Consider the following 25,645-nt stretch of genomic DNA (forward strand, 5'->3'; position numbering starts at 1 on the left):
ATTGTTTGTTTTTATTTTGTTTGTCAAAGATAAGGGTTTGGTGTGCAGGATTGGTGCGGAGTTAATTTAATAATCTGTTTTTAATTGTCGTTGATTGTCCTTTAATAACTTCAACTCCGTTTAGATAATACCTATAAGCATAATCATTTGGACCATTTGCATTTATTTTAGCAATACAGTTTGCTGATAATTCCTTAATTCTTTGTGTACCAATAGTATGTTCTTTAAGATTACTGTCCTTGCTTGCAGAATTATAGATTTTATCAAAAAAAGCATTTAGGTTTAAGTTATCATCATTTTTTGTTTTATCAGGAATTCTTAATTGAAAAGCTGAAAAGCAATGTGAAACACTACCTGTTTTATAATTAGATAGTATTCTTCTGTTATGTGTGTGCACATAATATTGGGTACTTGGATGACTAAAAATCATTTCAATGATAAAATTATAAGGGCGTAATTTTCTAATTTCTGTATCTAAAAAAATAGATACACCATCACACTTACTTTTGTTATCAACCCCTGGCCATTTGGGTTGATGGTCAGCTTGTATTATGATGTGATAGTCGACATTTAATTTGTCCGGTAATACAGCATCTAGAATTCGTAATATATTGTTGGTCCCTAAATTAAGTTCTTTTCCTCCAACAGTTTCTTTGTTTGTGAACAAATTTCTATCATTTATTATTATAGAATTGGATGGAAAATTTTTAAAAACATTAAGAATTGTTTTCCAATTATTTACTATCATTTCGTCTGCTACCCAATGGCTATATATGCCTTTGAGCAATAATTCATCATCTACCTTAACTCCGTTATTTACAATAATACCTGTCTCCTCTTGAAGTTGTTCAGTTTCCTTATCTGTTAAATTCAAAAAATAAGCAGCAGTTGGGTTTTCAACAACAGTTTTATTATTGGCATATATCTTTTGAAAAAATGTATCTGCTTCATAAATATCAATTTGTTTTCCACTAGAAAGTAAAAATTGAAAAATTATTGAATTAGGGTCATTTAAATCAGAATTAAGATCTACGTTGTTTATATCAAGATGTATCACTGAATGGTTAATAATAATTTTTTCCCAATTTGGACATTTTCCACTTGAAATTATATCTTCAAAAATAAGCTTGTCAGAGTAAATAGTAAACATAAATTATCCCTTTAATCTATTGTTTTGAATAAGTTGCATGGTGTGTTTTGACGCTTCATCATAAAACCCTTCACCAAAGTTTTTATCAAAATATCCACTTTCAAGATACTCCATTTTATAAGGACCAGAATCATCTTTTTCAAAATAATATAGCCCAAATGGATTTTTCAATAATCTTTTTTCAGGATGTGAATTAAAGGTCATTTGCATGAGTTGGGACTTTCTGATTAAATATTCAGAATGTGTTTCCACTATGAATTGAATTCCAAAATTTTCGCAAGCTTCAAAAAAAAACTCCGCCAATTTAGACTGCAAAGCAGGATGTAGGTTGGCTTCAGGTTCTTCAATCAAAATTATGGGATTCCTGTTTCTTCTTCTTTCTCTTAATTCATTTCTTGTTACAAATCTTTCATTTATTACTATCGCAACTCTTAATAAAATTGCAAAAATTTGACCGGCACCAAAACCCTTATCTACTAAGTTTATCCAATCTCCATTTTCTTTAATTTCAATTATAGAAGCTAATCCTTCAATAGGTTTTATTCTGTAATCTTCTCCAATATCAAATCTTTGCATCCATTCTTTTAGGAATTTCGCAGCATTACGTTTTTTATCTATTGGATTTTCAGAATGGACTTTAATTAATTCATAAATATCATTATTTCCACTTTCGTTGATGTACAATCTTGTTTGAGTATTACGGTTAGGGGTTAAATGTTTTATGTTTAGATTAAGTGAATCGAGTATATTGTCGGCTAAGATTGTAATTCTAAACAGTTCTTTATTGGCATTACTTAACCCTATATTTTTTTCATTTTCTCTAAAATATCTGGATAAAACGCGTCTTAAAACTCTATCAATTGATTCTAAACCATCAAGTTCACTTAATTGGAATGTTGGATTGAATTGTAATTTGTCTTTTACGCTTTTTTTATCAAGGTTTTTAATTCTTTTATTTATATCTTTTAATTTGTCTTTTAGGGATTTAACAACATTCAAATAATAAATTCTATCAGTACTTGTAGCATCTAATTTTTTTAAAAGAGATTCATTTTCTTTTAAATCAATCTCTATCTCAGATTTAAATTTTTTGAATGCCTGAAGTTCATCAGTTTCTTGAAACCCTTCATCTTCCTGATATTTCCCGTGAATAAAAGCATTGTCAATAGTTAATAGATATTCGTCATTAACCATATTGCTTATACTACATATTGAACCATCATCCTTTCTTACAAAAAGGATGTGTTTTAATTTACCTTTATCGAATTTTCCATCATTGTCTTCAGACGGGTAAAACACATAATCTATAATGTAATTTTTATTTTCTATCGAAAATTTAATATCATAATTTTTTTCTTTTATGTTACTACGGTTTATGGCATTTGTAAAACAATCTATTTTATGGTTTCGGGAATTTTTCCCATTAAATTTCAGTGTAAAATGATTTTTGGAACTGCCAAAATCATCAATGAGCATTAGTGCTTTTAAAACACTCGATTTTCCCGAATTGTTAGTTCCTGTCAAAAAAGTAATGGGTGCTAATTCAAGCTCCCACGTTTCCTTAACTTTTCTGAAATTAGTTATTGTAATTTTTTCCATTTCATTTTTTGATTTGTAGTTCTAATCTTGCTGCAAGATAATCTTTTTGCCAGCAAATTTGATTTGAAACTGTGCATTTTTCCTGCATAGTTAAAATTCAGTAGTTATCATAACGACCATAACAAACAAGATGATTAAACCAATAACAATCAATTCCCAACCAAAAGAGAATGAAGTGTTTTTAGAAATGGGCGCCTCCTTTGATTCTTTCTTTATAGCTTTTGGTTTTGGAGCTTTTAGTGTAATATCCTTGAAAACTATTTTGGGTTTCTTTTTAATTGGTTCCATTTGGGTTGTTTCAGTAAAACCTTTAAATTGTGATCTATTAGCTAACCAAGGGATAGTAGAGGGAACCACAGTATAAGTTTCAGGAGTGTTGTTGACAATTTGGAGTTTGGCTTGCTTAGGATTAACAATGTTTTTAGTAGACATAATCCACATCCCCGAGCATTGAAAACATCGGTCTAAGGTAACTACAACAATATAATTGGCATGTTTGCCCTCAAGGTTATTAATCCTGCGGGTTTCATTTACTCTTCTTCCGCTTTGATAAACTCGTCTCGTTTTTATTTCAAAGGTTCGGCCACTAGCATCCCGGGCATCAATACCTTTTTCATTCTTCAGGTGTGATAACGTTAGGTTCAAATGGGTTGCAGCATAAAACTCTCCTATATCGCCCACAATTCTTCTACTTCTGATAATGTCATGTTTTTCTAAATCATGATAAGCCTCAGCAAATAATTTAATTGTTTTTTGAACATTCAAATTGATGGGTATTGCAGGAGGAATCTCAATTTCAAAGGAATTGAGATTTGATTTTGTTAGGTTGATCTGAGATTCAGGAATTTTATCGGACTCAATTTTTAAGACTTTCAAAAGCGAATAGGAGCGGTCAAAATACACAACAATTAAAAAATCAAACAAATCAGTCTCTAACTTTTTAATGCTGTAATTAAAACTTCCTGAAACAACTTTTGCCTTTACTTGATACCTTTTTCCTTCTTTACATATGGCATCAACTGCTCTAGTAACTTTTTTGGTTCTTCCCAAATCAAAAAGTTGGCAGGCATAGTATTCCCCAATCTCTCCGGTAAAACTATCAGTCTCAATAACACCATAGTCAAAAAGCTGATCACTGAGGTCAGCAAATTTTTTTAAAAGCTCCTGTTGGAATGTAGTTAACAAATGATGAAGTTGTTTTTATAAATGAGAGATATTCAAACATACCAAAATTCCTTCACCCATGCAATCAATAGTGATAGGTGTTTTCGACTATTTAATCCTTCGAAATATTAATTGGCAATCCAATCTTAAGCCCAAAATTCATATCATCATCAGGGTGCTCATTTAAATTAAGCCTGCTCATAAATAATTGTATGGCAACGATATTCTTTTTGTCTTTTGATTTTAAATTGATTAGGATGCCGGTTTCAAAGGGATAAGTTTCTTCTTTGAGTAAGGCATCATTTTTTGAATAGCCAATTTTGCCGAATACTCCGGCTACAGGTATCGGTGCCACATACAATTCTAAATTTAAATTGGTAAATGTTCCATACTCATAGTTTCGACCTGCTTTATTAATGTATCCTGTTTTGACTTTGGTGACTTCTATCGGAATACCATTAACGTTTTCTGAGGAACTGGTGAAGCTGTAATCTTTTTTGTCGTATTCAGCAAAATTATTGGAACGGCCTATTGCATTTAATAATCGGATAATGTAAAAGCTTCGGTTTTTAAACACCCGGACATGGTTAAGACTAAGGCCAACTCCATACAAATCGCTATTGATTTGATTAAATCGATCTTTAAAAATTGTAGTTGATGGAAGATTTGGATTATAAATATCAAACCCTTGTCTTTCATAAAAAGGACTCACGCCCGCATACCAGCTCCTTGCACCGATCCAGTATTTTTTGAAAGTGGCTATTTCCAATTTGTTATTTTCAGTAGTATAATTTTCAAGTCTTGCATAAGATTCCTGATAGTCTTTAAGGAGTTTTTCAAGTTTAAAAATTTTGGCAATGGTAAAGCTATCAACAACGTTATCATCATTGTCAAGAATTTGATAAGTTTCTTTTACTGGCTCTTTGTTGAGCGTATCAATTAAGACGTCAAAATCTGAAATCCCACCTTTTTTATAATACACTTTTAGTCTTTTTAATAGCCTTTCTTTATTAGCAGTAATATTATTATAATCGGCTGCCGTGTAGTCATAAGGCACAGTATGGGTTTTATCTAGCATTGCTCGTTGTCTGTCAAATTTTTTACTTTTGATAGAGACATGAGGGATTTTCAAGGTACCTAAGATAGCCTCAAAATCCTTAATTTTGTAATGAATGCTATCAGCTAATGCCATGCTTTGAACTTTGTTTTGTATCATGGCCCTTCTGGAATCTATTTCGTTTGGTTTTGATTCATCCAGAGTTCTATAAAATTTAGAGTTCCACGGGAGATTAAAAAAGAAATTTAAAGTGAGTTTACCTTTTTTGCTGCCATCAGTCTCATCAAAAATAAATGCACCACTGTCAATTGAAAATTTTCCATCAACAGTCATAATAAATAGGTCTGTGCTGTGGAGTTTTCCACTAAGATTGAGTTCAGTATTATTTTCTTTATATTCATAACTAATCCCTTGTTTTACATTATCATCACCAAGAACCATAAAGTTAAGTTCACCAATAATTAACGAATCAAAAGCAGTTGAACTTAATGGCGCTTCGACTTTTATAATTTTCTTGGTACCCTTTTTTCCACTACCAGTGGATGGGATGGGATTTGTCTGACCGAACCCCAAAAAACAGCACATCATCAATGCAAATAGGAATCTTGTTCTCATAACTAATATATTTATTTATTTATTATAATTTGTCTCTTATAAAAGCCATTTAAGTGTTAACTCCTAGATCATTCATTTTTATTTTTATCTGATTTTGATAGGGTAAAAATTTTAAATCCTACACCAAGCGAAATCCACAAGTTACCTTGGTTTTCCCAGCCGTATTTTTTGTTATTGTTGATTTGTTCGGCACCTAAATAAATACCGGCTTGAATATCATTATATTGCATCATTAACCCCATGAATCCAGTGATGGTTGATACATTTTGCGCGTCGTCATCCGTTACTCCGCTGGCATTTGAAGCGTCAAGTTTTACTGTCCCAATTCCTGCACCAAGCTGTGCATAAAATTTAGCCTTCTTAAAATACTTATTACGAATAAGAATACCAAAGGTGGTATTAAGGTTAAATTGTGTCTCAAAGTCTGCATCTTTCTGCGGTCTGTATTTAAAAGGAAGTGTGAGGATACCAAAATTAACACCATCAGGGAATTCCACATCTTTGGCATTAGATTTATAATCATTGTAGCTCATTTTAAGCAATTTGTCATTGTAATAGAAGCTTTTGTCTCTATTTGTTCCTCGGTCAGCTTCGGTTTTAGAAAGATTGAAATTGTCTGCATAAAAATACACTACACCATTTGCCTTATCAACTGATTGTAAGATGTATAACACTTTTGACTGTGCCATCATTGCTGTATTAGCTGGAAGTGCTGTATCTAATGATACATTGGCAATAAACTTTACAAATGTTGCATTGGTGCTGGCTTTTAAAACAAAAGGTTGCCCAATGTTTTCACTTTGCTGATACGCTTTTAAAGAAACAAAAAAAAATATGATGGTTAAAGCTGTTTTCATTTTATTGATTTTTGGTTTAATAATTATATGAGTTTAATAGTAAATGATCGTAGTCAGAATCAAACCAAATATTTGAATTCATTGAGAGCCTCATCCCAAACCAATTTGTGAATGTCCCAACTGCCACGAGGTGCATTCGCTTCAAGTTTTTGGGCTATTAAAACGTTTTTACCGTCAGTTCTTACGTTAATCATCCCATACACAGTAACAGCACGTTCTTTTGTAAATTTTATCTCTTCCCCGGTAATCGGATCCAAATTGGGTTTGCTGGGATTTAATGACCGTTTAATGAATTCAACGGTAGAACGCGCTAACTCAGTAGAAAAAATCAAGGAACGGTCTCCACGACTATGTTTTCCTATTGTGCCTAGGGTGTCAGGTCGCGGATGTACATGAGGCTCTTCATCACCGCTTGAGATGATAGTGGCTATAGGATTAACGGCTCTTAAAAATTCACTTGTAAAATCGTGGCTTCCATGATGGCATGATTTTGCGATATCAACCTGAAATTCATTTCTCGCTTGTATTACTGCGCTTTCAATCAGATTTATGGCTTGTTCTTTTTGAGCTGGTGTTGAAGTTTTTTTGTCAATAATTTCTCGTTGCGCGGTAATATTTATACCGGTATATTGAGACATAATCCAATCCTCAGAGAGTTCGTTCAAATCACCGCCAAGTAACATTTTTAACTCACCAATTTTCAGTTTAAGAATGACTGAATGACCATTTTTAGTTTTCCCTTTTTCATCTCGTTTTTGTGGTCCAAAAACGGGTAGCGCATCCTTGCCATTAATATCTACAGCGACTGGTCCGAGTACTTCAATGGTTAGTCCGCCTTGGCTATGAATTGGAGGACTTCCTTTACGTAATCCATATTTATCTGCTTTAGCGTTTACCAGCAAGCCTGCATATAGTCCGGAACAATTGACTATCCTGTTAAGGTAATCGTTTTGAGTATCGCATAAATCTGTGATGTAATCAACAGACAGATGGGTCTTTAAAGTACCCAAATCACTTGCTTCTGTTCCTGAAGTTTCAATCATTCCGTTGTGGTAAATTTTTTCAATTTCCATTTGAGGGTTCACTGTTTTTCCTGCCATTTCAAAAATCTTCATAAAACCATAATAATGGTCTTTGTCGGAATGTGATATTACGACGGTAAACGGCGGTGCTTTAGACTCTTTGTTTTTGAGGTTATAACGCCACTTTAAAAACCGGTACATATTATCAGATTCACCCGCATCGATAATAAAATGCTTATCGTCCGGTGTAACGATATGACATCCATCGCCTTGACCAACATCGATAAAATTAACTTCAAGTATTCTGTCAAATTGTATTTCTTGAGGAAGGATATAGCCGTTTTGGTTACGTCCTCGGACTTTCAAATATTCCTTACCGTTAATGGTTTGATATTGAAGATTACCATTGTTATCTTTTATTAATCCTATCCAATCTCCAAAAAGTAAATGCTTTACCCATTTGAATTCTATAGTCTCTTTTTTTTTGTTTTTAACAAAATCTTTTATAAACACTGATGGATAAACTGCAAAGCCGTATCCTCTGTCAAGTAATTTTTGCTCCATGATTTTTGAATTTAATTAGTTTCTCAGATATAATAACCCACAGCAAAGCCATCCCCAACATCTTAATATTGAGTAAATAAAAGCGGTATCTGAAATAGTAAAAAGGGATAACCTAAAGTTAGGCAATTGTGGGTTATACTGTTTTTTTAAGAAGGATTTATCGGATGAAAGTCATTTTTTATCGATAAAATGTTAGTTTCTTTCGTCGAGTTACATTGTTAAACTTTAATAATTAGTGTGTTTTATGCTTTATTGAACTTTGCAAACTTCATTGTACAGATTACAATCCCCAAAAAAATCACTTGAAGGGCATTTGACCATTTACCTAAATTTTAGAAGTCTTGTAATTTTGACAACTACAAATAAAATATTCAGCCGTTGGTAACGATTGCTCAATAATGGGTTTGGTATTCGCAAATGAAATAAAAATGGCGAAAAAAAATCCAAGAAAAAATTCTAAACTGGAATTGTGAAAGAAGGTGTATAGATTCCAGAGGCGAAAAAAATTTCATCACAAGTTTTGATATTTCTGAAGGCCCTTAACGAGTTCACACCCCTAAAAACGAGGTTTTTCGACCTTTTTTATCTTTATTAATCTATTTAGATATAAATTTCCTTATGGAGAATTCTCTTCAGATTGTGCATAGTGAGTTTCCCCTATACTGAAACTCAGTTATAGGTTATCACTCCACTATCAGGTTAAAGTTAACTTCCTTCCGGAGCCATCCTCCCGTCATGTGTCTAAAGTAGTCCGATTAATGCTCTTTAGATTGGTACCAACTGTCAGGTTATTAATCAACCTCCAATACTTTCTACTCGTACCTTAGTGCCATAGTGCTGCTGTGTATTGTCCCCTTTCGGTAGCAGATTTAAAAACAAACGCCGAAGATTTTAGCCAAACCATTTGTTTCGAGTTGTCTTTAAAGAATCAACTGTACAAAGATAAAATATACAATAACTATTTCTTTTATAGAGTTAAATAGTTATCAGCCAGTTTTTAACAAAACTTGATTCATCATTTTCTCCAAGGAATTAAGACAGTGCAAATTAGGTTTACTACAAAGTGTAACCTAAATTGAATTGACGAAAGAGATGCACAAATGAAATGATTACGAAGCAATTATTTCTTAGCCCATAACGATTTTAGTTCTGGTTGGTTTATTCTCGCCTTTAGGGAAGATTAGAACAAAAGCATTATAAGTGTTGTCAAAATAGTGATATGTGAAGTCTACATCACCATTAAGGGTTTTGAGATTGATTGAGCCATTTGTTTTCCATTTCTTTTTCAAAAAAAGATGGTCTCTTATGAATTCCCATTTGTAACCAAAGTTTTCTGGCCATTCTATGGAACCAAAATTATTTAGAAATGGTTCAGAATGAAACGCGTTTCGAAAATCACCGTTCGGAACTTTCCCTTTTGCAGATAAATTTTGGAGCACAAGTAATGCACATCTAAATTTAGAATTTTCAACATAACGTCTAAATGTGGCATGCGCTGATGCACCAAAATGTTGAGATAATTGCATGACGGATGGTAGTCCCAATTCCAGCTTTTTTACCTCATTGTCAAAACGATCATTTTGAAAAAGAGTTATTGATGCAAAATAGTTGGCTTCACGTTCAAATTCTTCCTGTGTGTCGGGGTCTAACGTCTCATCGTCATCGAGAAATTCAAGAGTTTTACTTTGCCATGGGAGCACATTATGGCCGGTCTCATGCAAGGCAACAAAATTCTGCCTACTAATTAACTGATCCATATCAAGATAAATAACTTTCTCACGACGATCTAAAAAGCCACGAATTTTTGATAAACCAGCTTTTAGTGCCTCAGAAAAATGCGAACTTTTGTATTTCTTCTCCAATGATTTTAAATCGATACCTCCCGCAATATAGAGTTCAGAATGTGCAACAATTTTATCAATGGGAGTAGGGAATACATCCAATGATTTAGAAGATTTTAAAATGTCAAATGAAATATTTTCAATGTCTTTTTTAGAGTGTAGTGTCATTTGTCTTCTTGTAGCGTAAAAATTTAATAAAATCAACTACCTCTTTTTCTTCTTGTGGAGATAACTTGTCCTTATAAAATTGTATTTCTTTTTCAAGTAATGTTAGCTTTGGTGCTTCAGTTTCATCACTCTTTTCAATTATACCAGCTGCATGAAGTAATACGTTTAAATCAATTTTATAGACATTCGCCAATTTATATAGTATACTAGCGGATGGTTTTTTAATTTTTTCATTCTCTAACTGACTTAGATAAGCATTAGATATACCGGTTGCGTTTTCAACGTCCTTAAGAGTTAGGGAAACGTTTTCACGCGTACTTTTCAAGGTTTTGCCTAAAGTTTCCATGGTTATATTTTTCACAAAGTTATGAAAGATATTAATTATAACAAAGTATATGTTAATTATTTTTAGAAAATTTTATCAAACACCTTGTTTGATAAAATTAGATTGTGTATATTTGCATCATATTGATTACTTAACCTATAAATTAGCTATACCAAATGATAACAAAATAAAACAAAAAAACCCAGAACCGTTTGCACCGGTGCTGGGCTACATACGAGGGAATAAAGTTTTGCGGACTTCTTATTGACAGGCTTATCACCTAAGTCAACCCTTCTTTTCGTGGTTACAAAGTTAGACGTTTATTTAAACTGTACAAGTTAACCTCGATTTTTTAGCACTATGAGGACATAAAATCAACTCCGTCTTTCAAAGTATTATAGGAGATAACTTTTAAATAAACGTAATTATGTCGCAAGATATATCAAAAAAAGAAGACCATAGTAATGGCAAACCGTCGTTGGAGTTTAAAATCAATGACAAGAAGTATGAATGGGCAACACAGTATATTTCCGGTTCGGAAGTTAGAAAATTAGGAAACATCCCTGAAGAGGATAAACTGTTTCTTGATATTGAAAGACCGTGGGAGGATGAAGTGATAGCTGATGATACGAAGGTAGATTTAGCCCGTCCTGGGATTGAGGAATTTTATTCTCATAAACATGAAGAACCACGTCAGGTGGAAATTTATGTGAATGATAAAGAATATAAAATTTCCAGAGGTAGGCATTCAGTTGCAGAAATCAAGAAGCTTGCTGGTGTTCCTGCTGCTCATGAACTTGAGGAAGTTATTAATGGAAAACTCACACCTTTAGCTGACGATGCCTTTGTTTTGATTAAAGGCTGCGAAAAGTTTTTTAGTCATGTTAGAGATGGTTCTTCATCATAATTTGATTTATGGATTTTCCTGAAGATCAGATTAAAGAATTGAAAAGTATAGCCCCAGACCTGAGCATTGCTCAGGATGGGGGTATTACTTATATTAGGATTGACAATCTGCAATTACCTGATCATTGCGAACCAAAAATTGTTAATGCCTTATTATGTCCTTCGCATAAAGACGGGTATGAATCGAGTCTTTTTTATTCTGTAATCGTTACCGGAATACCAAGCCGTAACTGGAACAGAAATGGAGTAAGAATTTTGGGAGAAAGCTGGTATGCTATTTCTTGGAAGGTTAATGCGGGATTGCGATTAGCAGAAATGCTGCAAATTCATTTAAGAGCTTTAAGATGAAAAAACAGTTACAGAATATTCAGTTCAGAATACCGAAAGAGGTACATGAAAAAATGCTCATTGACCTTAAGCGACCACATGATTTTGCTTATGAAAGGGTTGGTTTTTTGTTCGCTAAGACTATACTTTTATCACCAAGTCAGTATCTTGTTATCGCAACGGATTATAAGCCAGTTGCAGATGATAATTATATAGATGATCCAGAAGTAGGTGCTAAAATCAACTCTACTGCTATAAGAAATGCAATGCAGGAAACTTTTGATAAGCGTTGTGGTTGTTTTCATGTACATCTTCACGATCATAATGGAAAACCATATCCAAGCCCTACAGATGAAGCAGGTCTTCCCGGAATTGTTGACAGTTTTACTAATATTGCCTCGCAACATGCAAATGGCATACTTATTCTGAGTAAGGATGCGTTTTATACAGCAATCAAAGTTGGCGGGTCAAAAAATTTTTTAAAATCTACTTCAATTAGTATTGTTGGTTTTCCTTTTTTACTGCAATATGGTAATAATTCGTTATCAAAAAATGCTGTGTTTGATAGACAGTCATTTTTGGGACCAAATTCACAAAATCTAATTGATAATATCAAAATTGGAATTATAGGTTATGGAGGTGGCGGGTCACATATTGGTCAACAACTTGCTCACATAGGATTTAAACATATCACTATATTTGACGATGACCATATTGAAGATAGTAACCTTAATCGTCTTGTAGGAGCAAATTATGCAGATATTAAAAAAAGTACACCGAAGACTGTTATTGCCAGTAGAATTATCAAGAGTATATTACCAAGCGCTAAGGTGACACTCGTGGAAAAAAAATGGCAAGACCTGCCGGAAGCGTTGCAAAGTTGTGACATCATTTTAGGTTGCGTTGATTCATATTCGGAACGACAACAACTTGAAGCAGAGTGTCGGCGTTTTCTAATCCCATTAATTGACATCGGGATGGATGTTTACTATTCTGAGGGTTACTCGATGAGTGGACAGGTTATCTTATCTATGCCAGGTTCAAGCTGTATGTCTTGTTATGGATTTTTGACAGAAGCGAAGTTGGCTAAAGAAGCTGAAAAGTATGGAAAGGTTGGCGGACGACCACAGGTTGTATGGCCAAATGGTGTTCTTGCATCTACAGCAATAGGTATTCTTGTTGATATAGTTACTGGATGGACAGGGATGAATAATCAGTCTGTCTATTTAGCTTATGACGGCAATTCGGGGAAAATAGAAAACCATATTCGTAAGATGCACGCGCCTAATTGTTGTGAACACTATCCTATAACTGCAGTTGGACAAGCACAATATAACAAGATTTAAGTATAAATTATTGCCATTCCCAAGAAAAATGAAAAGATATTTAAATATATCTTTTCATTTTTTACTATTCCTCCAGCCGTAGTTATGCTACTATTTTACAATACACTTTATAAACAATACGAAAAGATATTCCAATCAAGTTAGGTTAGAAGTATAAAGGAAAAGTCATGCCGTTCTTACGATTATAATGTATTTAGGAATGATCCCAAAATACTATATCAAGTTTATTTGTAGTATGCAAATTGGAAAAAATGTTTTACTTTTTTAGAATCAGTACGTAGGATATAAGTGCGGGGTTTTCTTAGGTATGTATTTGGTTACTTTAATCACATAAAAGGACTGACATCGTCGAATAGTATTTCGCGATGTACCGTTGAAAATATAACTAGCCATTGTTTCTATTGGTTTTATTAGCTGTTCTTATGGTGTTGATAATACTTGATAAATTTTATAAATTTGATATTTTACATTAAAAGTGTTAAATTTCTGGCGATTTTAAAAAATGATTATGGAGTTTGACTTTTCAAAAATAACTGTAGAGGAACTTATGTTCGAATTGGGTAAGGGTGGGCATAAGCCAGGTTCTGGAAGTGCGGCGGCATTGCAGGGCATGATATCCGCAAAGCTTGCACAGACTGTGATATCAGTAACCAAAACTAAAAAGTTTCGTGACAAATATCTGGGTGTTATACCAGATTTGACTGTTCGATATGAAGAGATTGAAAATATAATATTTCCTAATCTTGTGAATTTTTTTAAGGAGGATGCCTATTACTTCGATAAATATATACAAGCTATGCATGAGTATGAAAAGTCACAGCTTGCAGGTGATTTTTATGAGACATCTCGTCGCCGTAAGGAAATGGCTGAATCAATGAAAATGGCGGTTAGAATTCCGTTGGAGATAGCTGAGCATTGTGTCAAACTAGCTGATACGGCCTTGCTAGCTTTCAAATTTGGATGTAAGGAGGTTAGAGGCGATTCACACGTGTCCTTGGGAGGAGCTATCGCTTCATTAGCCGGATGCTTATCGATAGTTCAACTAAATTTTCTAACATTTTGTATTGTGCACTTTTACTGGACCACTGAAATGTCAACCTGGTATAACAAGTTGAAAAATGATTATGCTAGACTGAAAGACGAAATTGACATATGTATTGGAATTTTAGAGAAGGAGGTGGCTGATAGAATGACTTTGTATAGTGAAGTAACAAGCTTTCTTGAAATATCAAAAACAGACACTCAATGGAGTGATGAGGAGATTGAAAAGCTTGCATCAGATTTTCTAAATATGCTTTGGAAACATCATCAAACCATTTGGAAAACTGAGCTAACTGATTCCAGACAAGTACTCGATCCACAAACAATTTTCGAAGAGATATTTGATTATGACTTTGGAATGCTTCCAAAACTTGACGATAATGATGACGGAAGTGAATGCGCTGGCTATATAGATCAGAGAGAAAGACATATTGTTTTATCGGGAAATTATAAAAATGTAGTGCAGAATTTTACGGCTGCTCACGAATTAGGTCATGCACTTTTACATAATCAACATATTCTTCATCGTGATATACCTTTGGATGGTTCACATACAATTCCTCGATTACCTGAAGAGAGGCAAGCGGACAAGTTTGCTACATACTTTCTGATGCCAAAAAAGAAAGTGGTAAATTCTTTCATCAAGCAGTTTGGAAAGTCAAAATTGTCAATCGACAATGACACGGCCTTTAATTTATTGCGAGTAAGCACTTCAGAATTGAGAGAAAAATGTAAAAGTTTGAGAGAGTTTACCATTCTCGTTGCATCAGCAGAAATTTATGCTGGAAAACCATTTAAATCTTTGGCACAAGAGTATAGGGTTTCGGTGACGGCTATGGCAAGACGTTTAGAAGAACTTCAGTTGGTCGAATATTGAATGGTCTTTATCAAAGGTTAAAAAGCCCTTTAGATATATTTATTTATTTATCTTCTGTTAATGATAAAAGTTTATATAAAAAACTCAATATATTAAAGCAAAGCAAACCATTGCTGTAAATCGCTTTTAGTTATACTCTTGAATTTGTTTCAATAGTTTATTCAGATCATTTTTATATTTTGTATATTCTTCTCTGTTCACAACCCAACTTTCCATTAATTCTTCTCCCGGATGTGAAATGTTATTTTTATTACGTCTGTCAAAAAATTTAATAGAAAAATTTAAATACTCTATTGGTAATTTCAAACTATCTAAATAGTCAGTAACATTATTTTGATTGTAGTTTTTCAAAGTTGTTTTTGAAGGACTGCTATCATTCGCAAAACAGAAATAATGATAAATGTTTAATAAATGATTGAAAGCTAAATTAAATTTGCCTTCAGTTTCAGCTATTACCAACATCTTTATTTGTTGCATTAATGTATCATGTTTTTCTAAAAATGTTTCTGAAATTGATAAATCATTATGAGATGTTAAAACTAAAGTTTTATCCATCATTTTTCGAATAAGATTTAAATAAGAATTGTTTTCATGAGCATTTAATATTTCATTATTAAAATTTTCATCATGATCATTTGAAAGTAAATATTTTTCTAATAAATACAAATATTGTGGATTGCTTAATTTAAATTCTTTGTTTTCAATTAAAAAGTTCTTCAGCAATTTATTCTCTTTTGAATGTTTAAGTAAATAGATTAATGCTTGTGAACTCGTTAAAGTGAGAATTGGATTCCATCCAATAAACATTTTATCTACGATTGATTTTGCATCACTTGTTGCTAGATAATTCCGAAGAGCTTTTGAAAAAATCTCCTTGAGTTTATTACTGTCTTCTGTTGATATCGAAATTTTCCCACTTAATTTATAGTCAACTTTTAATTGGTCAATTATTTCTTTTATTTCTTCTAATCTTTCTTTTGGTTTTTTGTCTTTTTTTAATGTTTCAGGAATACTTATAATTTTTTCTTTTTTTATGAAAGTTTCAAAGTCATGACTGTTTTCAATAATTAAAGTTTGTGTTTTTAATTGATTAATTTTTAAACTCAAATTATTATGTAAAAATTCAGAAATGCTCGTTGTGATATTGAATATTTCATCTCCTATTTTATCATTTTTTAAAGTTTTGTTTCTTTTAAATATTAAGTAAAAATCATCTACATATCTGCAGTACAAGAAATCTTCTTCTCTTGAAACAGGGATTTCTTGAACAAAATTATCCAATTCAAAAAGATACAAATAACTTAAAAAATTCGACAGTATGTTTTGCGAAAAAAGAGGTACACCAATTAAACTTTTATTAATGAAAATCAGTAAGTTTTTAATCTCTTCTATTGTTGAATAATCAAATTTTTGCTTTTTTGTATTTGAAGGAATAGAATATTTTTTTATTATGTCCAAAAGTATTTCTAAGTCTATACTTTTGAAATAGTCTTGTATGTCCAGCTTAATGAGTACTACCTTTTTCTTTTTACCTAATATATCTTCAATTTTTTTATTTACGATATTATTAAATTCAACATAGTCTTTTTGATAATATAATGAAGATTTTTTAGGAGAATTAAAGTCGATTTTCCCTCCATAATATGTTGATATATTTAATCGTTTTTCTTTTTTATTTTCAATTGTTTCAAATGATTCTTTAATTAAATCGTAAAAATAGAATCCAAGTGTATAGTAAATTAAAAGTAGTTCAAAAGAAAGAAAATTAAATTTTCTGACACCATAAACTCCTTTCGGAACTAAATATTCAATATTGTAAAACTGATTATTCTTGTTATAGAGGATGTCTTTTTTTAAAAGCTCATCATAAAATTCTTCGCAATTAAAATCATTAATTTTTTCTTCAATTCTATATATTTCAAGTTCTAAAGTTTTAAATGAAAAAGTGTTATCTTCAATCTGAAGTTTAATTAATTCAAAAGCCTTTTCTACATGATTAAGTTTTATAAAATTTCCGAGATTGAAGTTTTTCATTTTTTTTTTATGTTTATAACTTTTTAACTCATGGTGTTCTAATAAAAAAACCACTGTTGTATGCAGTTTTTAAATATTAATATTGTTGAATGCTGCTTCTATTGGCCTAAAAAGAGATTCATCGTAATCAATATAACGTTCTTCTCGAGATTTTTTTTCAAATTTAATTACAACTTTTTCCCAAGAATTAGTTTTTGAAGGAATTTCTACTTTATTGTTCTCTATTACTATTGCCTTCAGGTGCTTCAAATCATTCTGCCTTGCATTATAGACTCTATGTGTTCCATCAATAATCACCAACTCACCATTATTGAGTTTTTCAATTATTGGAGGTAAAATTACCCACGGACATGATTCAATATATGCAGAATTTGATAGATTACTTTTAGAAAGCAGTTTTTCCAACTGCTTCACTCTATTCAATTTTAATCGTTCCAAATATTTATTTAGCGGAATCAATTTGTCTACTTCGACTAATTCCGAATAAATGTGACATTCACGATACATTGGAATTTTTGTTTTTAATGTGTTTATCACAGTTTCTTCCGAAATAGGAAGTAATTTAGGCTTTTGCCCATGTCCTTCGGGAGTTGACGAACTCCATTTTATATTGAACGTATCACGAATTAATCTAATAAATCCGGAATCGTTAGGTAATGAATACAATCTACCGTGGGAAAAAGGCTGCTCTTCAATAGCAATCATTGTGGCTGTACTTGAATCAATATCGATACATGTCCCTTTTAATAAGGCATTGTCTTTTAATTTGACCACATGTGCTCCAATTGATTTGGCGGCATTAATTGAATCTATGTATTTCTGAGATGCATTATTTTCACATATGATATTAATTGTTATGCCTCTTAATGATGCATCTAACAATGCAATAAATGTTTCTTTTAACCAGGATAAATCTCCACCAAAAATTGTCACAGTGCTTGTACTTGAATTTATTAATGATGCGGTTTGTTCTAGTAAACCTTCTCTAAAACTTTTTAAATCTACGCTATCATCTCCGAACTTAGCAACAAGTTTTTGCTCATTTAGAATGAATTCTTTAACTGCTTGCTCACCGTTAGCTACTAATTGCTGAATTTCTGTATTTGCAATATTGAAATTAATAGAGCTTATGTTACCAGTAGGAATATCTATTACTTGTCGATATTTTTGCATATTGAGTTGAATTTCGGTTGTTCCATTAAGTAGGCTGGGAATCAACAGTTTAATTAAATCAATACCTGTTTTCGGATCTTTCTTTTCAATATTATTTTCGATTAATCGAAAACAAAGTATGGGATTTTGATTTTCTAGAGCTAGCTCGCGAATTAAAAATAAGGGTAAATTTGCAATTATGCCACCATCAACGTAAAGAGTTTTATTTTCTTGTACTGGCTGAAAAAAAAACGGAATAGAGCACGAGCATCGTACCGCAAACGCTACTGAAGCATCAGGAGTAGATTTTGTGCTCCAGCATTTAAAAGAACCTGTTGATATATTCGTAGCAAGAATTACAAGACTTTTCGGAAGCTGTGAAAATGTAATTGGACCTGCTGGTGCACTGGTGTTTTTATACAAATGAGATTTTAAAATTTCATCAATCCAAACTTCAATTTCTTCTGAAGAATACATTCCAAGGGCATAATTTATAGAGCCAATTTTGTCTAAATTTGCACCTAGGGATTGAGAAATTTTATATTTTAACTTGTGACTTATTTTAGAAGTATCCGGTTTTTTTAAAAAATCAGAAAATGGTTTCTTCATAGCTTCGAGAAGCTCATCGGACTTAAATCCTGCTGAAATTAATGCAGCTACAATTGATCCTGCTGATGTTCCAATGTTTCCAATGAAGTTGATTTTTGCTTCTGTACAAGCTTTATAGGCGCCGCCAAAAGCAGCTCCTTTTACTCCGCCACCTTCAAATATTCCTATACTTTGTTCGAAAAAGTTTGTTTTCATAACATTGTTGATAAAATTTCCTAAAGCATTCCGCCACTTGACGCAGTGTCGGCTTCGTTATTTATTACTTTCTACTAAGGTAAAGATTTTCCAGAGGAAAATCGACTACCGACTTAAGTAACAACTAGCCATTGCGACAAACGGCTATCGGCGGTCGTTTTTTATATGATCAGATAAAATTCTTTCATAACTTTCTCAATCTCGAAAATCTTCTTATTATTTAATTCTAAAATTTCTTTATGATATTTATCGAAAATTATTTTCTCTTCAGTTTCCATTTTTTCGTCAAACTTGTTTAAAGTTTCTAGTAATGAATGATTTTGATGTGCTAATGTCATTTGAACAATTGCACGAAAGAGTAACTCCCTTTCAAACTTTTCTTTAAATTTAAAATTAATCAATTTTTTTTGAGGCCAAAATCCATGAAAATCAATTTGCTCATCGCTTAAATATATCCTACTCTGAATTATGTTATTATTATAATATAAGCAATTAGAGTCACAGTATTTTCTACCCCTTCCAGCAAATGGCTTTTTTAAAGTATGTGAACCTTTCAAAATTGATTGATAAAGTTTTACCGTTGGCTTTATTATTTTTCCATCGATAATTGGAAAAGTAACTTTGTAAGTTCCTTGGGCAAATTTATTTATTTTGACTTGACTGCTTGAGTCGTATGTATATTTATCGGGATATGGAAATCCAAGATTTTTAGATAATAAAAATTCTTTTGAATAATTAAAGAAAATCATATTGTTTATTATGATACTAAAACAACTTGGAGTTTGTTGAAAAACAGGAGTGTCTGTACCTATAATTCCGATGCCTTGTTCTGAATCATTTAATTTGTAAATTAAGCAAAGTCTATCTTTAGAAGCAACTCGGTCATTAATGAAAAAGTTTGGCTCAAAATCCTTGTTTTGCAAAAGTGCATGTCCCAACCACATACCAATTCTAATTTTATCAAGCCAATCTAAAAATAAGTTAATTTCATTATGAGTAACAGATTTTTCATTATCTATTTTGATTAATATTGTTTGAATTTTATTTTCAATCTTGCCAAAGTTTGAGTTGCACTCTTCACATGCTGGGAAAACAAAATTCAACCACGAAAATTTAATTTCTTTTCCTTCTTTTTTACCAAGTAAAGTAATTCTTTTAGGATTTCCTGTATATTTTATTAACCATTGAGGAATAATATGTTCTTTATTTTTATCCACTGGTTTTTCTCCACAAAAAACACAAAATTTCCTCATAATTTTTTTTAATTTTCTCTACGTCAAAATGACCGCCAACTAATGTATTGTATTATACCAACATATTTTACCATAGCTAATATACAAAAAGGATTACAAATCGTTAATTGTAGGGCATAAAAAAAGATGCTACTGCATCTTTTTACTTTTTATCGGTAATTTTCAAATCTTTGTCTATCGCTTCTAGTCTTTTGTAAAATTCAGAAGTAGAAATTTCATAGTATTTACATATAGCATCTAGTGTACTAACTGAAAAGTTATGTTTTCCAGTCTCCAATCTTCCAAGATGGATGCCGGTATCATTATTTACCTCTTGTTGGCTCAATTTTTTTTTAGCTCTTAATTCCTTAAGGAGCACAGCAATTGCTTGAAGAAGTTTTATGTTTTTTATTTGAGCCATATATTTTCAAAGAGAATGGAAAAAAAACAACTCCACAATGACGTATTTGTCATTATTTTATTATATTTACTGCGGATTAAAACAAATAATCTAATTTTGCGATTCTTCATATAAAAATATTGAAGCATTCGCTTTGAATCTCGCGCTAGAAAACTGGTAATTTAATAGGAACGAGAAGATAAGTGTCAATGCTCACGCTCCAGGGCGTGGGCTCACTTATTGTTCCTCGGTATACCAGTACCTCTAGTGCAATAAGCTGATTTCCATGCCTTTTTTGCGTTACTCCGCTCATAGATTCACCATTTTTTATTAGTTACAAGGAAGAGAGGGATAAGTTATGTTTACTTCTCTCGTAGTCTTGATTGTTATATATTATTTAAAGTCTGCCCTGACAGCCATAGTAGTAATTACTTATGGTTAAGTTGTTTCATTTTATTCCGCTGCGCTCCATACAATTCGGCTGCGCCTCGGGTGAGTTGGGTTATTGGAATTAGTAATCGTTAGGGCAGCTTTTTTAATTACAAATTGATTTAAGACCAGACGAGGTCGCTTCGTCACTCAAAAATACCTGACAGCCACTGGCTGTCCTCCTTTTAATTTCAAATCTATGATATAAATAAACTAACTAAAACAAAAAAAAGACTTCCTACCTCGTGACCAAACTCAATAGGAAGCCGAAGCTTAAACAAACTATTGTTCAATTTAAACCAAACCAATATTATGAATAAAATTTCATTATTCAAAGGTAGGGCAGTAATTGGGTATGCCTTTATGATCTGGATATACCTTTTCTGTCTGACCACTTTTGCCCAATCTTCAAAACCGACTACAGTACAAACCATTAGTGGTATAGTATCAGACGCCAACGGAGCATTGCCCGGCGTTACCGTTACCGTGAAATCATCTGCACTAAGTACAATCACAGATATATCGGGTAAGTATGCAATTCAGGCAACCGTAGGGGATTTACTTATTTTTAGCTACATAGGCTACAAGGAAACCACAGTAGCAGTTGCAACAAACAATGTTATCAACATAATGATGACCGAAGACGCTACAACCTTAAAGGAAGTAACCATCAACGCCGGGTATTATACGGTAAAAGACAAGGAACGCACCGGTAGTATCGCTAAGATTACAGCCAAGGATATAGAGCAGCAACCGGTAAGCAATCCTTTGGCAGCGATGCAGGGTCGTCTATCTGGCGTTAACATCATTCAAAATTCAGGCTTGCCCGGGGGTCGATTCAGCATTCAGCTACGCGGATTAAACAGTATCCGCACCGATGGTAACGACCCATTGTATATTGTTAATGGGGTGCCTTACTCGTCACAATCACTCGGGGATAACACGGTTTCATCCGCTGCAATTACAGGATTGGTCAATCCTCTAAACAACATCAACCCGGCCGATATTGAAAGCATCGAAGTATTAAAGGATGCCGATGCTACAGCCATTTATGGCTCTCGTGGTGCCAACGGTGTCATACTGATAACGACCAAAAAAGGAAAGGCGGGAAAGACAAGCTTTGTTGTAAATGCCTTTTCCACAGTGGGCAAGGTGGCACGAGAGTTGGACATGATGAACACACAACAGTATTTAGCGATGAGGGCTGAAGCTTTTGCCAATGACAATATAGCAACCTATCCTGCAAGTGCTTACGACATCAACGGCACTTGGGACCAAAACCGCTATACCAACTGGCGCAAGGAACTCATAGGTGGCACAGCCAATATTAGCAGTGCACAGGCTTCGGTATCGGGTGGCAGCAATAACACTCAATTCCTGGTGAGTGGTACCTACCGCAAGGAAACAACCGTATTTCCCGGAGACGCCCATTACGGTCGAGGTGCGGTACACAGCAGTATTACCCATAAATCGGAGGACAATAAATTCAGTATCAATTTCTCCGCCGACTATACCGGAGATAAAAACACCTTACCGGGTAGAGACCTAACCTCGCGCGCCTATACCTTAGCACCAAATGCCCCGGCACTATATGACGAAAACGGCAACCTAAACTGGCAGAACGGAACGTGGATCAATCCGTTGGCTACGATGGAAGGCGCCTATGTGACAGCGAATCAAAACCTGATGGCGAATACATCTTTATCGTATAGAATATTGCCCGGTTTGGAAGCCAAAGCCGCTATGGGGTACACTGATAGTCGCACCTCACAAAATGTAACAGTACCCTTGAGTACTTACAGCCCATTTGATACGGCAACCCACGAAGCACTGCTGATGGTGAATGCAGGAAGCGGACGCTCCTATATTGTCGAGCCTCAGTTAAATTATGGCAGGAAGTGGGGGAAGCTGGACAGCAAAATTTTGATAGGAGCCACGTTCCAAAGTCAAAAATCAACCAAGTTGGCGCAGACCGGTTCCGGATTTACGAGTGATGCGCTAATCAATAGTCTGGCTGCCGCTACCACAGTACGAGTGCTGAGCCACACGGTGACCGACTATAAATACAGTGCCCTGTTTGCTAGACTCAACCTGGATTGGGACAATCGTTACATACTAAATTTTACCGGAAGACGGGACGGCTCAAGCCGTTTTGGACCGGCGAACCGCTTTGCCAACTTTGGTGCTGTGGGAGCCGCGTGGATTTTCAGTAACGAAAAAGGACTGAAGGAACACAACAGCATTTTGAGCTTCGGCAAGCTACGAGCCAGTTATGGTACCACGGGCAATGACCAAATAGGGGATTACCAATACTTGGATACTTATCAGGTCTCACCTTATTTGTATGATGGGGTAGTGGGATTAAGTCCGGCACGCTTGTTCAACCCCGATTTTGGTTGGGAAACCAATACAAAATGGGAAGTAGCGGCCGAACTTGGATTTTTACAGGATAGAATTTTCCTTTCGGCGGCCTATTTTAAAAACCGCTCATCCAATCAGTTGATTGGCGTGCCATTGCCGGGGACTACCGGTTTCCCATCGATACAATCCAATTTTGACGCCACGGTGGAGAATACCGGATGGGAATTGGAATTCCGCACAGAGAACATCAAAAGCAAAGATTTCTCATGGACGACCAATGTAAACTTTACAGCTCCAAAAAACAAGCTGATAGCGTTTCCCAATCTCGAGTTGTCAACCTATGCCAATTTACTGGTCGTGGGCGAATCATTGTTCATTACCAAAGGTTATAACTACACAGGCATAGACCCCGTAACAGGCACCTATACCTTTCAGGACTACAATGGCGACGGACAGATTTCTACCGCAGACAAACAAGCCATTATGGACACGGCTCCCGAATTTTATGGAGGTATTACCAACCAGTTGAATTATAAAAATTGGAGCTTGGATTTCCTTTTTCAGCTGGTAAAGCAACAGGGCAGAAATTACTACCTAACATCACCATTGGCGGGTACTATGGCGAATCTTCCTGCCGATTTTACCGGTCATTTTCCCGATAATGGCAATGCCTCACAGATTTTTACTACGGGACAAAATGGTACAGCGGTGGATGCATACTATAATTTACTCGACAGCAATGCAACGGTAAGCGATGCTTCCTATGTGCGATTAAAAAGTATGAGTATTGCGTATGCACTGCCTTCGAAATGGTCTAAAGCACTAAGCGCTAAGATTTACCTGCAGGGACAAAACCTCTTGACTTTTACAAACTACAAAGGGATTGACCCCGAAAACCAGTCGATGAGTTCGTTACCACCGCTGAAACAATTGACAATTGGAGTACAATTGGGATTCTAACTTTAAAAAACAAACGATGAAAACACAAATTTATAATAGTATAATGGCAATCCTTTTGCTTTGCAGTAGCTTTAGTTGTTCCGATTTCACAGAAGTGGATACCCCACAATCACAACTGACGACACCCGATGTTTATCAAAATGTAGAAACCGCAGAAGCGGCTGTTTCCGACATTTACGCCCATATCAGAGAATTAGGAATGGTTAGCGGCACATTGGGTGGTGTCTCGGTATTGCTTTCCTGCTATACGGATGAAATGCAGTTTACCGCTCAGAATCCGGAGATCACGCAATTTTATGACCACACCATGGTGCCGTCAAACGGCTTGCTAAAACCATTATGGGCCAATACCTACACTGAAATATATGCCGCCAATATGGTACTCGAAGGATTGGCCGACGCTACAGCAATCAGCACGGCAGATAGAGAAAGACTCACAGGTGAAGCGTACTTTTTAAGAGCGTACCTCCATTTTTACCTGACCAATGTTTTTGGCGACATTCCGTATGTGACCACCACCAATTATGTTACAAATGCAACCATAGGAAAAACACCTGCCGACGAGGTGGTGCAAAAAGTAACCGTGGACCTCTTACTAGCGGAATCGTTGTTAACGAACACCTATCCATCCACAGAGCGGGTACGTGCCAATAAAGCCACCGTGCAGGCATTACTGGCAAGGGTGTATCTGTACCGGGAAGATTGGACGAATGCCGCCGCCAAAGCAACAGCCGTTATCGACAATCCAACCTATGTTTGGGTGAACAATCCTGCTACGGAGTTCCTGCGCGCATCGACTTCTACAATTTTGGCGTTGCATCCCGGTACTCCTGGGTTGAATGCCAAAGATGGCCGTACTTTTATCTATTCCAGCGGACCACCGTCCAAACCGTTTTTGTCGCCACAGTTCGTCGCCTCCTTTGAAACCGGAGATTTACGACGAACCAATTGGGTGCGCACAGTCACTACCGGCGGGGTAAATTGGTACATGTCTTATAAATACAAAAAGACCGGTGCCACGGCCACATCAGAAGAATACACCATTTTGTTCAGACTGCCCGAGCAGTACTTAATCAGAGCCGAAGCCTATGCACAGCTTAACAATGTTAGCGGAGCGCAAGCCGACATTAATAAAATACGAACTAAGGCAGGATTACTGGCAACAACAGCAGTCACTCAAACAGACCTGCTGGCAGCTGTAGCCAAAGAGCGAAAATACGAACTGTTTACAGAGCAGGGGCACCGCTGGTTTGATTTGAAACGAACAGGGCAGGCTGCGCCGGTACTTTCGCCAATCAAACCCAATTGGGAGGCTACTGATTTGCTCTTTCCGCTACCTGCCGCCGAACTGCTTTTAAACAATAATTTGTTACCCCAAAATCCCGGATACTAATGAAACAGACTATTTATGTAT

General features: G+C 34.6%; 18 protein-coding genes. 6 read left to right on the top strand and 12 right to left on the bottom strand.

Translation table 11 applies throughout. The features are described 5' to 3' along the window. Positions 1-61 precede the first annotated feature (61 nt). From B3C16_RS00575 to B3C16_RS00610, 8 genes are all read right to left on the bottom strand, one after another. On the bottom strand, positions 62-1,150 hold the full coding sequence (locus B3C16_RS00575) for a hypothetical protein (protein WP_291127541.1): 1,089 nt from the start codon (positions 1,148-1,150) through the stop codon (positions 62-64). A 3-nt stretch (positions 1,151-1,153) separates the two neighbouring features. After that, entirely contained in the window at positions 1,154-2,749 is a 1,596-nt protein-coding gene (locus tag B3C16_RS00580) for an AAA family ATPase (RefSeq protein ID WP_291127544.1), read from the bottom strand. A 90-nt stretch (positions 2,750-2,839) separates the two neighbouring features. After that, positions 2,840-3,934, bottom strand: a complete 1,095-nt coding sequence (locus B3C16_RS00585) for a DUF6998 domain-containing protein (protein WP_291127547.1) — start codon at positions 3,932-3,934, stop codon at positions 2,840-2,842. 91 nt (positions 3,935-4,025) lie between these two features. Then, the gene (locus B3C16_RS00590) at positions 4,026-5,585 is read right to left on the bottom strand and encodes a hypothetical protein (protein ID WP_291127549.1); all 1,560 of its coding nucleotides are present in this window, start codon (positions 5,583-5,585) and stop codon (positions 4,026-4,028) included. A 68-nt stretch (positions 5,586-5,653) separates the two neighbouring features. Continuing rightward, on the bottom strand, positions 5,654-6,442 hold the full coding sequence (locus B3C16_RS00595) for a hypothetical protein (protein ID WP_291127552.1): 789 nt from the start codon (positions 6,440-6,442) through the stop codon (positions 5,654-5,656). 59 nt (positions 6,443-6,501) lie between these two features. Beyond that, positions 6,502-8,028 (bottom strand): ComEC/Rec2 family competence protein, encoded by a 1,527-nt coding sequence (locus tag B3C16_RS00600; RefSeq protein WP_291127555.1) that lies wholly within the window; start codon positions 8,026-8,028, stop codon positions 6,502-6,504. A 1,127-nt stretch (positions 8,029-9,155) separates the two neighbouring features. Then, entirely contained in the window at positions 9,156-10,037 is an 882-nt protein-coding gene (locus B3C16_RS00605) for an ImmA/IrrE family metallo-endopeptidase (protein ID WP_291127558.1), read from the bottom strand. Beyond that, a complete protein-coding gene (locus B3C16_RS00610) occupies positions 10,021-10,383 on the bottom strand; it encodes a helix-turn-helix domain-containing protein (protein ID WP_291127561.1) in 363 nt (120 codons plus the stop codon). The genes B3C16_RS00605 and B3C16_RS00610 overlap by 17 nt, the downstream gene beginning before the upstream one ends. Positions 10,384-10,789: 406 nt before the next feature. Here B3C16_RS00610 and B3C16_RS00615 point away from each other — a divergent pair, with 406 nt between their 5' ends. From B3C16_RS00615 to B3C16_RS00630, 4 genes are all read left to right on the top strand, one after another. Then, complete coding sequence (locus tag B3C16_RS00615; protein ID WP_291127564.1) at positions 10,790-11,269, top strand: multiubiquitin domain-containing protein; 480 nt, start codon at positions 10,790-10,792, stop codon at positions 11,267-11,269. A gap of 8 nt (positions 11,270-11,277) precedes the next feature. Continuing rightward, the gene (locus B3C16_RS00620; protein ID WP_291127567.1) at positions 11,278-11,616 is read left to right on the top strand and encodes a hypothetical protein; all 339 of its coding nucleotides are present in this window, start codon (positions 11,278-11,280) and stop codon (positions 11,614-11,616) included. Beyond that, on the top strand, positions 11,613-12,941 hold the full coding sequence (locus B3C16_RS00625; RefSeq protein WP_291127570.1) for a HesA/MoeB/ThiF family protein: 1,329 nt from the start codon (positions 11,613-11,615) through the stop codon (positions 12,939-12,941). The genes B3C16_RS00620 and B3C16_RS00625 overlap by 4 nt, the downstream gene beginning before the upstream one ends. 502 nt (positions 12,942-13,443) lie before the next feature. Beyond that, on the top strand, positions 13,444-14,859 hold the full coding sequence (locus B3C16_RS00630; RefSeq protein WP_291127573.1) for a cyclodeaminase/cyclohydrolase family protein: 1,416 nt from the start codon (positions 13,444-13,446) through the stop codon (positions 14,857-14,859). Positions 14,860-14,985: 126 nt separating this feature from the next. Here the strand turns inward: B3C16_RS00630 and B3C16_RS00635 are convergent, their stop codons facing one another. The 4 genes from B3C16_RS00635 to B3C16_RS00650 form a co-directional block, all read right to left on the bottom strand. Continuing rightward, a complete protein-coding gene (locus tag B3C16_RS00635; RefSeq protein ID WP_291127576.1) occupies positions 14,986-16,893 on the bottom strand; it encodes a reverse transcriptase domain-containing protein in 1,908 nt (635 codons plus the stop codon). A 69-nt stretch (positions 16,894-16,962) separates the two neighbouring features. After that, entirely contained in the window at positions 16,963-18,849 is a 1,887-nt protein-coding gene (locus tag B3C16_RS00640) for a patatin-like phospholipase family protein (RefSeq protein ID WP_291127578.1), read from the bottom strand. Positions 18,850-19,010: 161 nt separating this feature from the next. Beyond that, positions 19,011-20,102 carry a hypothetical protein gene (locus B3C16_RS00645; protein WP_291127581.1) on the bottom strand — a complete coding sequence of 364 codons (1,092 nt, stop codon included), beginning with the start codon at positions 20,100-20,102 and terminating at the stop codon, positions 19,011-19,013. Between the two features lie 142 nt (positions 20,103-20,244). Continuing rightward, positions 20,245-20,502: a helix-turn-helix domain-containing protein gene (locus B3C16_RS00650; RefSeq protein WP_291127584.1), complete on the bottom strand. Its 258-nt coding sequence runs from the start codon at positions 20,500-20,502 to the stop codon at positions 20,245-20,247. A 720-nt stretch (positions 20,503-21,222) separates the two neighbouring features. Here B3C16_RS00650 and B3C16_RS00655 point away from each other — a divergent pair. Next, the gene (locus B3C16_RS00655; RefSeq protein WP_291127587.1) at positions 21,223-24,231 is read left to right on the top strand and encodes a SusC/RagA family TonB-linked outer membrane protein; all 3,009 of its coding nucleotides are present in this window, start codon (positions 21,223-21,225) and stop codon (positions 24,229-24,231) included. 16 nt (positions 24,232-24,247) lie between these two features. Next, entirely contained in the window at positions 24,248-25,624 is a 1,377-nt protein-coding gene (locus B3C16_RS00660; RefSeq protein WP_291127590.1) for a RagB/SusD family nutrient uptake outer membrane protein, read from the top strand. Positions 25,625-25,645 lie beyond the last annotated feature (21 nt).

The organism is Flavobacterium sp. UBA7682 (assembly GCF_002482945.1).
Lineage (GTDB): Bacteria > Bacteroidota > Bacteroidia > Flavobacteriales > Flavobacteriaceae > Flavobacterium.

Excerpts from the sequence above, each read along its gene's own strand:
- B3C16_RS00655 (WP_291127587.1), top strand. The coding sequence starts at position 21,223 with ATGAATAAAATTTCATTATTCAAAGGTAGGGCAGTAATTGGGTATGCC.
- B3C16_RS00600 (WP_291127555.1), bottom strand. The coding sequence starts at position 8,028 with ATGGAGCAAAAATTACTTGACAGAGGATACGGCTTTGCAGTTTATCCA.
- B3C16_RS00615 (WP_291127564.1), top strand. The coding sequence starts at position 10,790 with ATGTCGCAAGATATATCAAAAAAAGAAGACCATAGTAATGGCAAACCG.
- B3C16_RS00580 (WP_291127544.1), bottom strand. The coding sequence starts at position 2,749 with ATGGAAAAAATTACAATAACTAATTTCAGAAAAGTTAAGGAAACGTGG.
- B3C16_RS00620 (WP_291127567.1), top strand. The coding sequence starts at position 11,278 with ATGGATTTTCCTGAAGATCAGATTAAAGAATTGAAAAGTATAGCCCCA.
- B3C16_RS00605 (WP_291127558.1), bottom strand. The coding sequence starts at position 10,037 with ATGACACTACACTCTAAAAAAGACATTGAAAATATTTCATTTGACATT.
- B3C16_RS00635 (WP_291127576.1), bottom strand. The coding sequence starts at position 16,893 with ATGAAAAACTTCAATCTCGGAAATTTTATAAAACTTAATCATGTAGAA.
- B3C16_RS00610 (WP_291127561.1), bottom strand. The coding sequence starts at position 10,383 with ATGGAAACTTTAGGCAAAACCTTGAAAAGTACGCGTGAAAACGTTTCC.
- B3C16_RS00660 (WP_291127590.1), top strand. The coding sequence starts at position 24,248 with ATGAAAACACAAATTTATAATAGTATAATGGCAATCCTTTTGCTTTGC.
- B3C16_RS00650 (WP_291127584.1), bottom strand. The coding sequence starts at position 20,502 with ATGGCTCAAATAAAAAACATAAAACTTCTTCAAGCAATTGCTGTGCTC.
- B3C16_RS00590 (WP_291127549.1), bottom strand. The coding sequence starts at position 5,585 with ATGAGAACAAGATTCCTATTTGCATTGATGATGTGCTGTTTTTTGGGG.
- B3C16_RS00640 (WP_291127578.1), bottom strand. The coding sequence starts at position 18,849 with ATGAAAACAAACTTTTTCGAACAAAGTATAGGAATATTTGAAGGTGGC.
- B3C16_RS00595 (WP_291127552.1), bottom strand. The coding sequence starts at position 6,442 with ATGAAAACAGCTTTAACCATCATATTTTTTTTTGTTTCTTTAAAAGCG.
- B3C16_RS00625 (WP_291127570.1), top strand. The coding sequence starts at position 11,613 with ATGAAAAAACAGTTACAGAATATTCAGTTCAGAATACCGAAAGAGGTA.
- B3C16_RS00575 (WP_291127541.1), bottom strand. The coding sequence starts at position 1,150 with ATGTTTACTATTTACTCTGACAAGCTTATTTTTGAAGATATAATTTCA.
- B3C16_RS00645 (WP_291127581.1), bottom strand. The coding sequence starts at position 20,102 with ATGAGGAAATTTTGTGTTTTTTGTGGAGAAAAACCAGTGGATAAAAAT.
- B3C16_RS00630 (WP_291127573.1), top strand. The coding sequence starts at position 13,444 with ATGATTATGGAGTTTGACTTTTCAAAAATAACTGTAGAGGAACTTATG.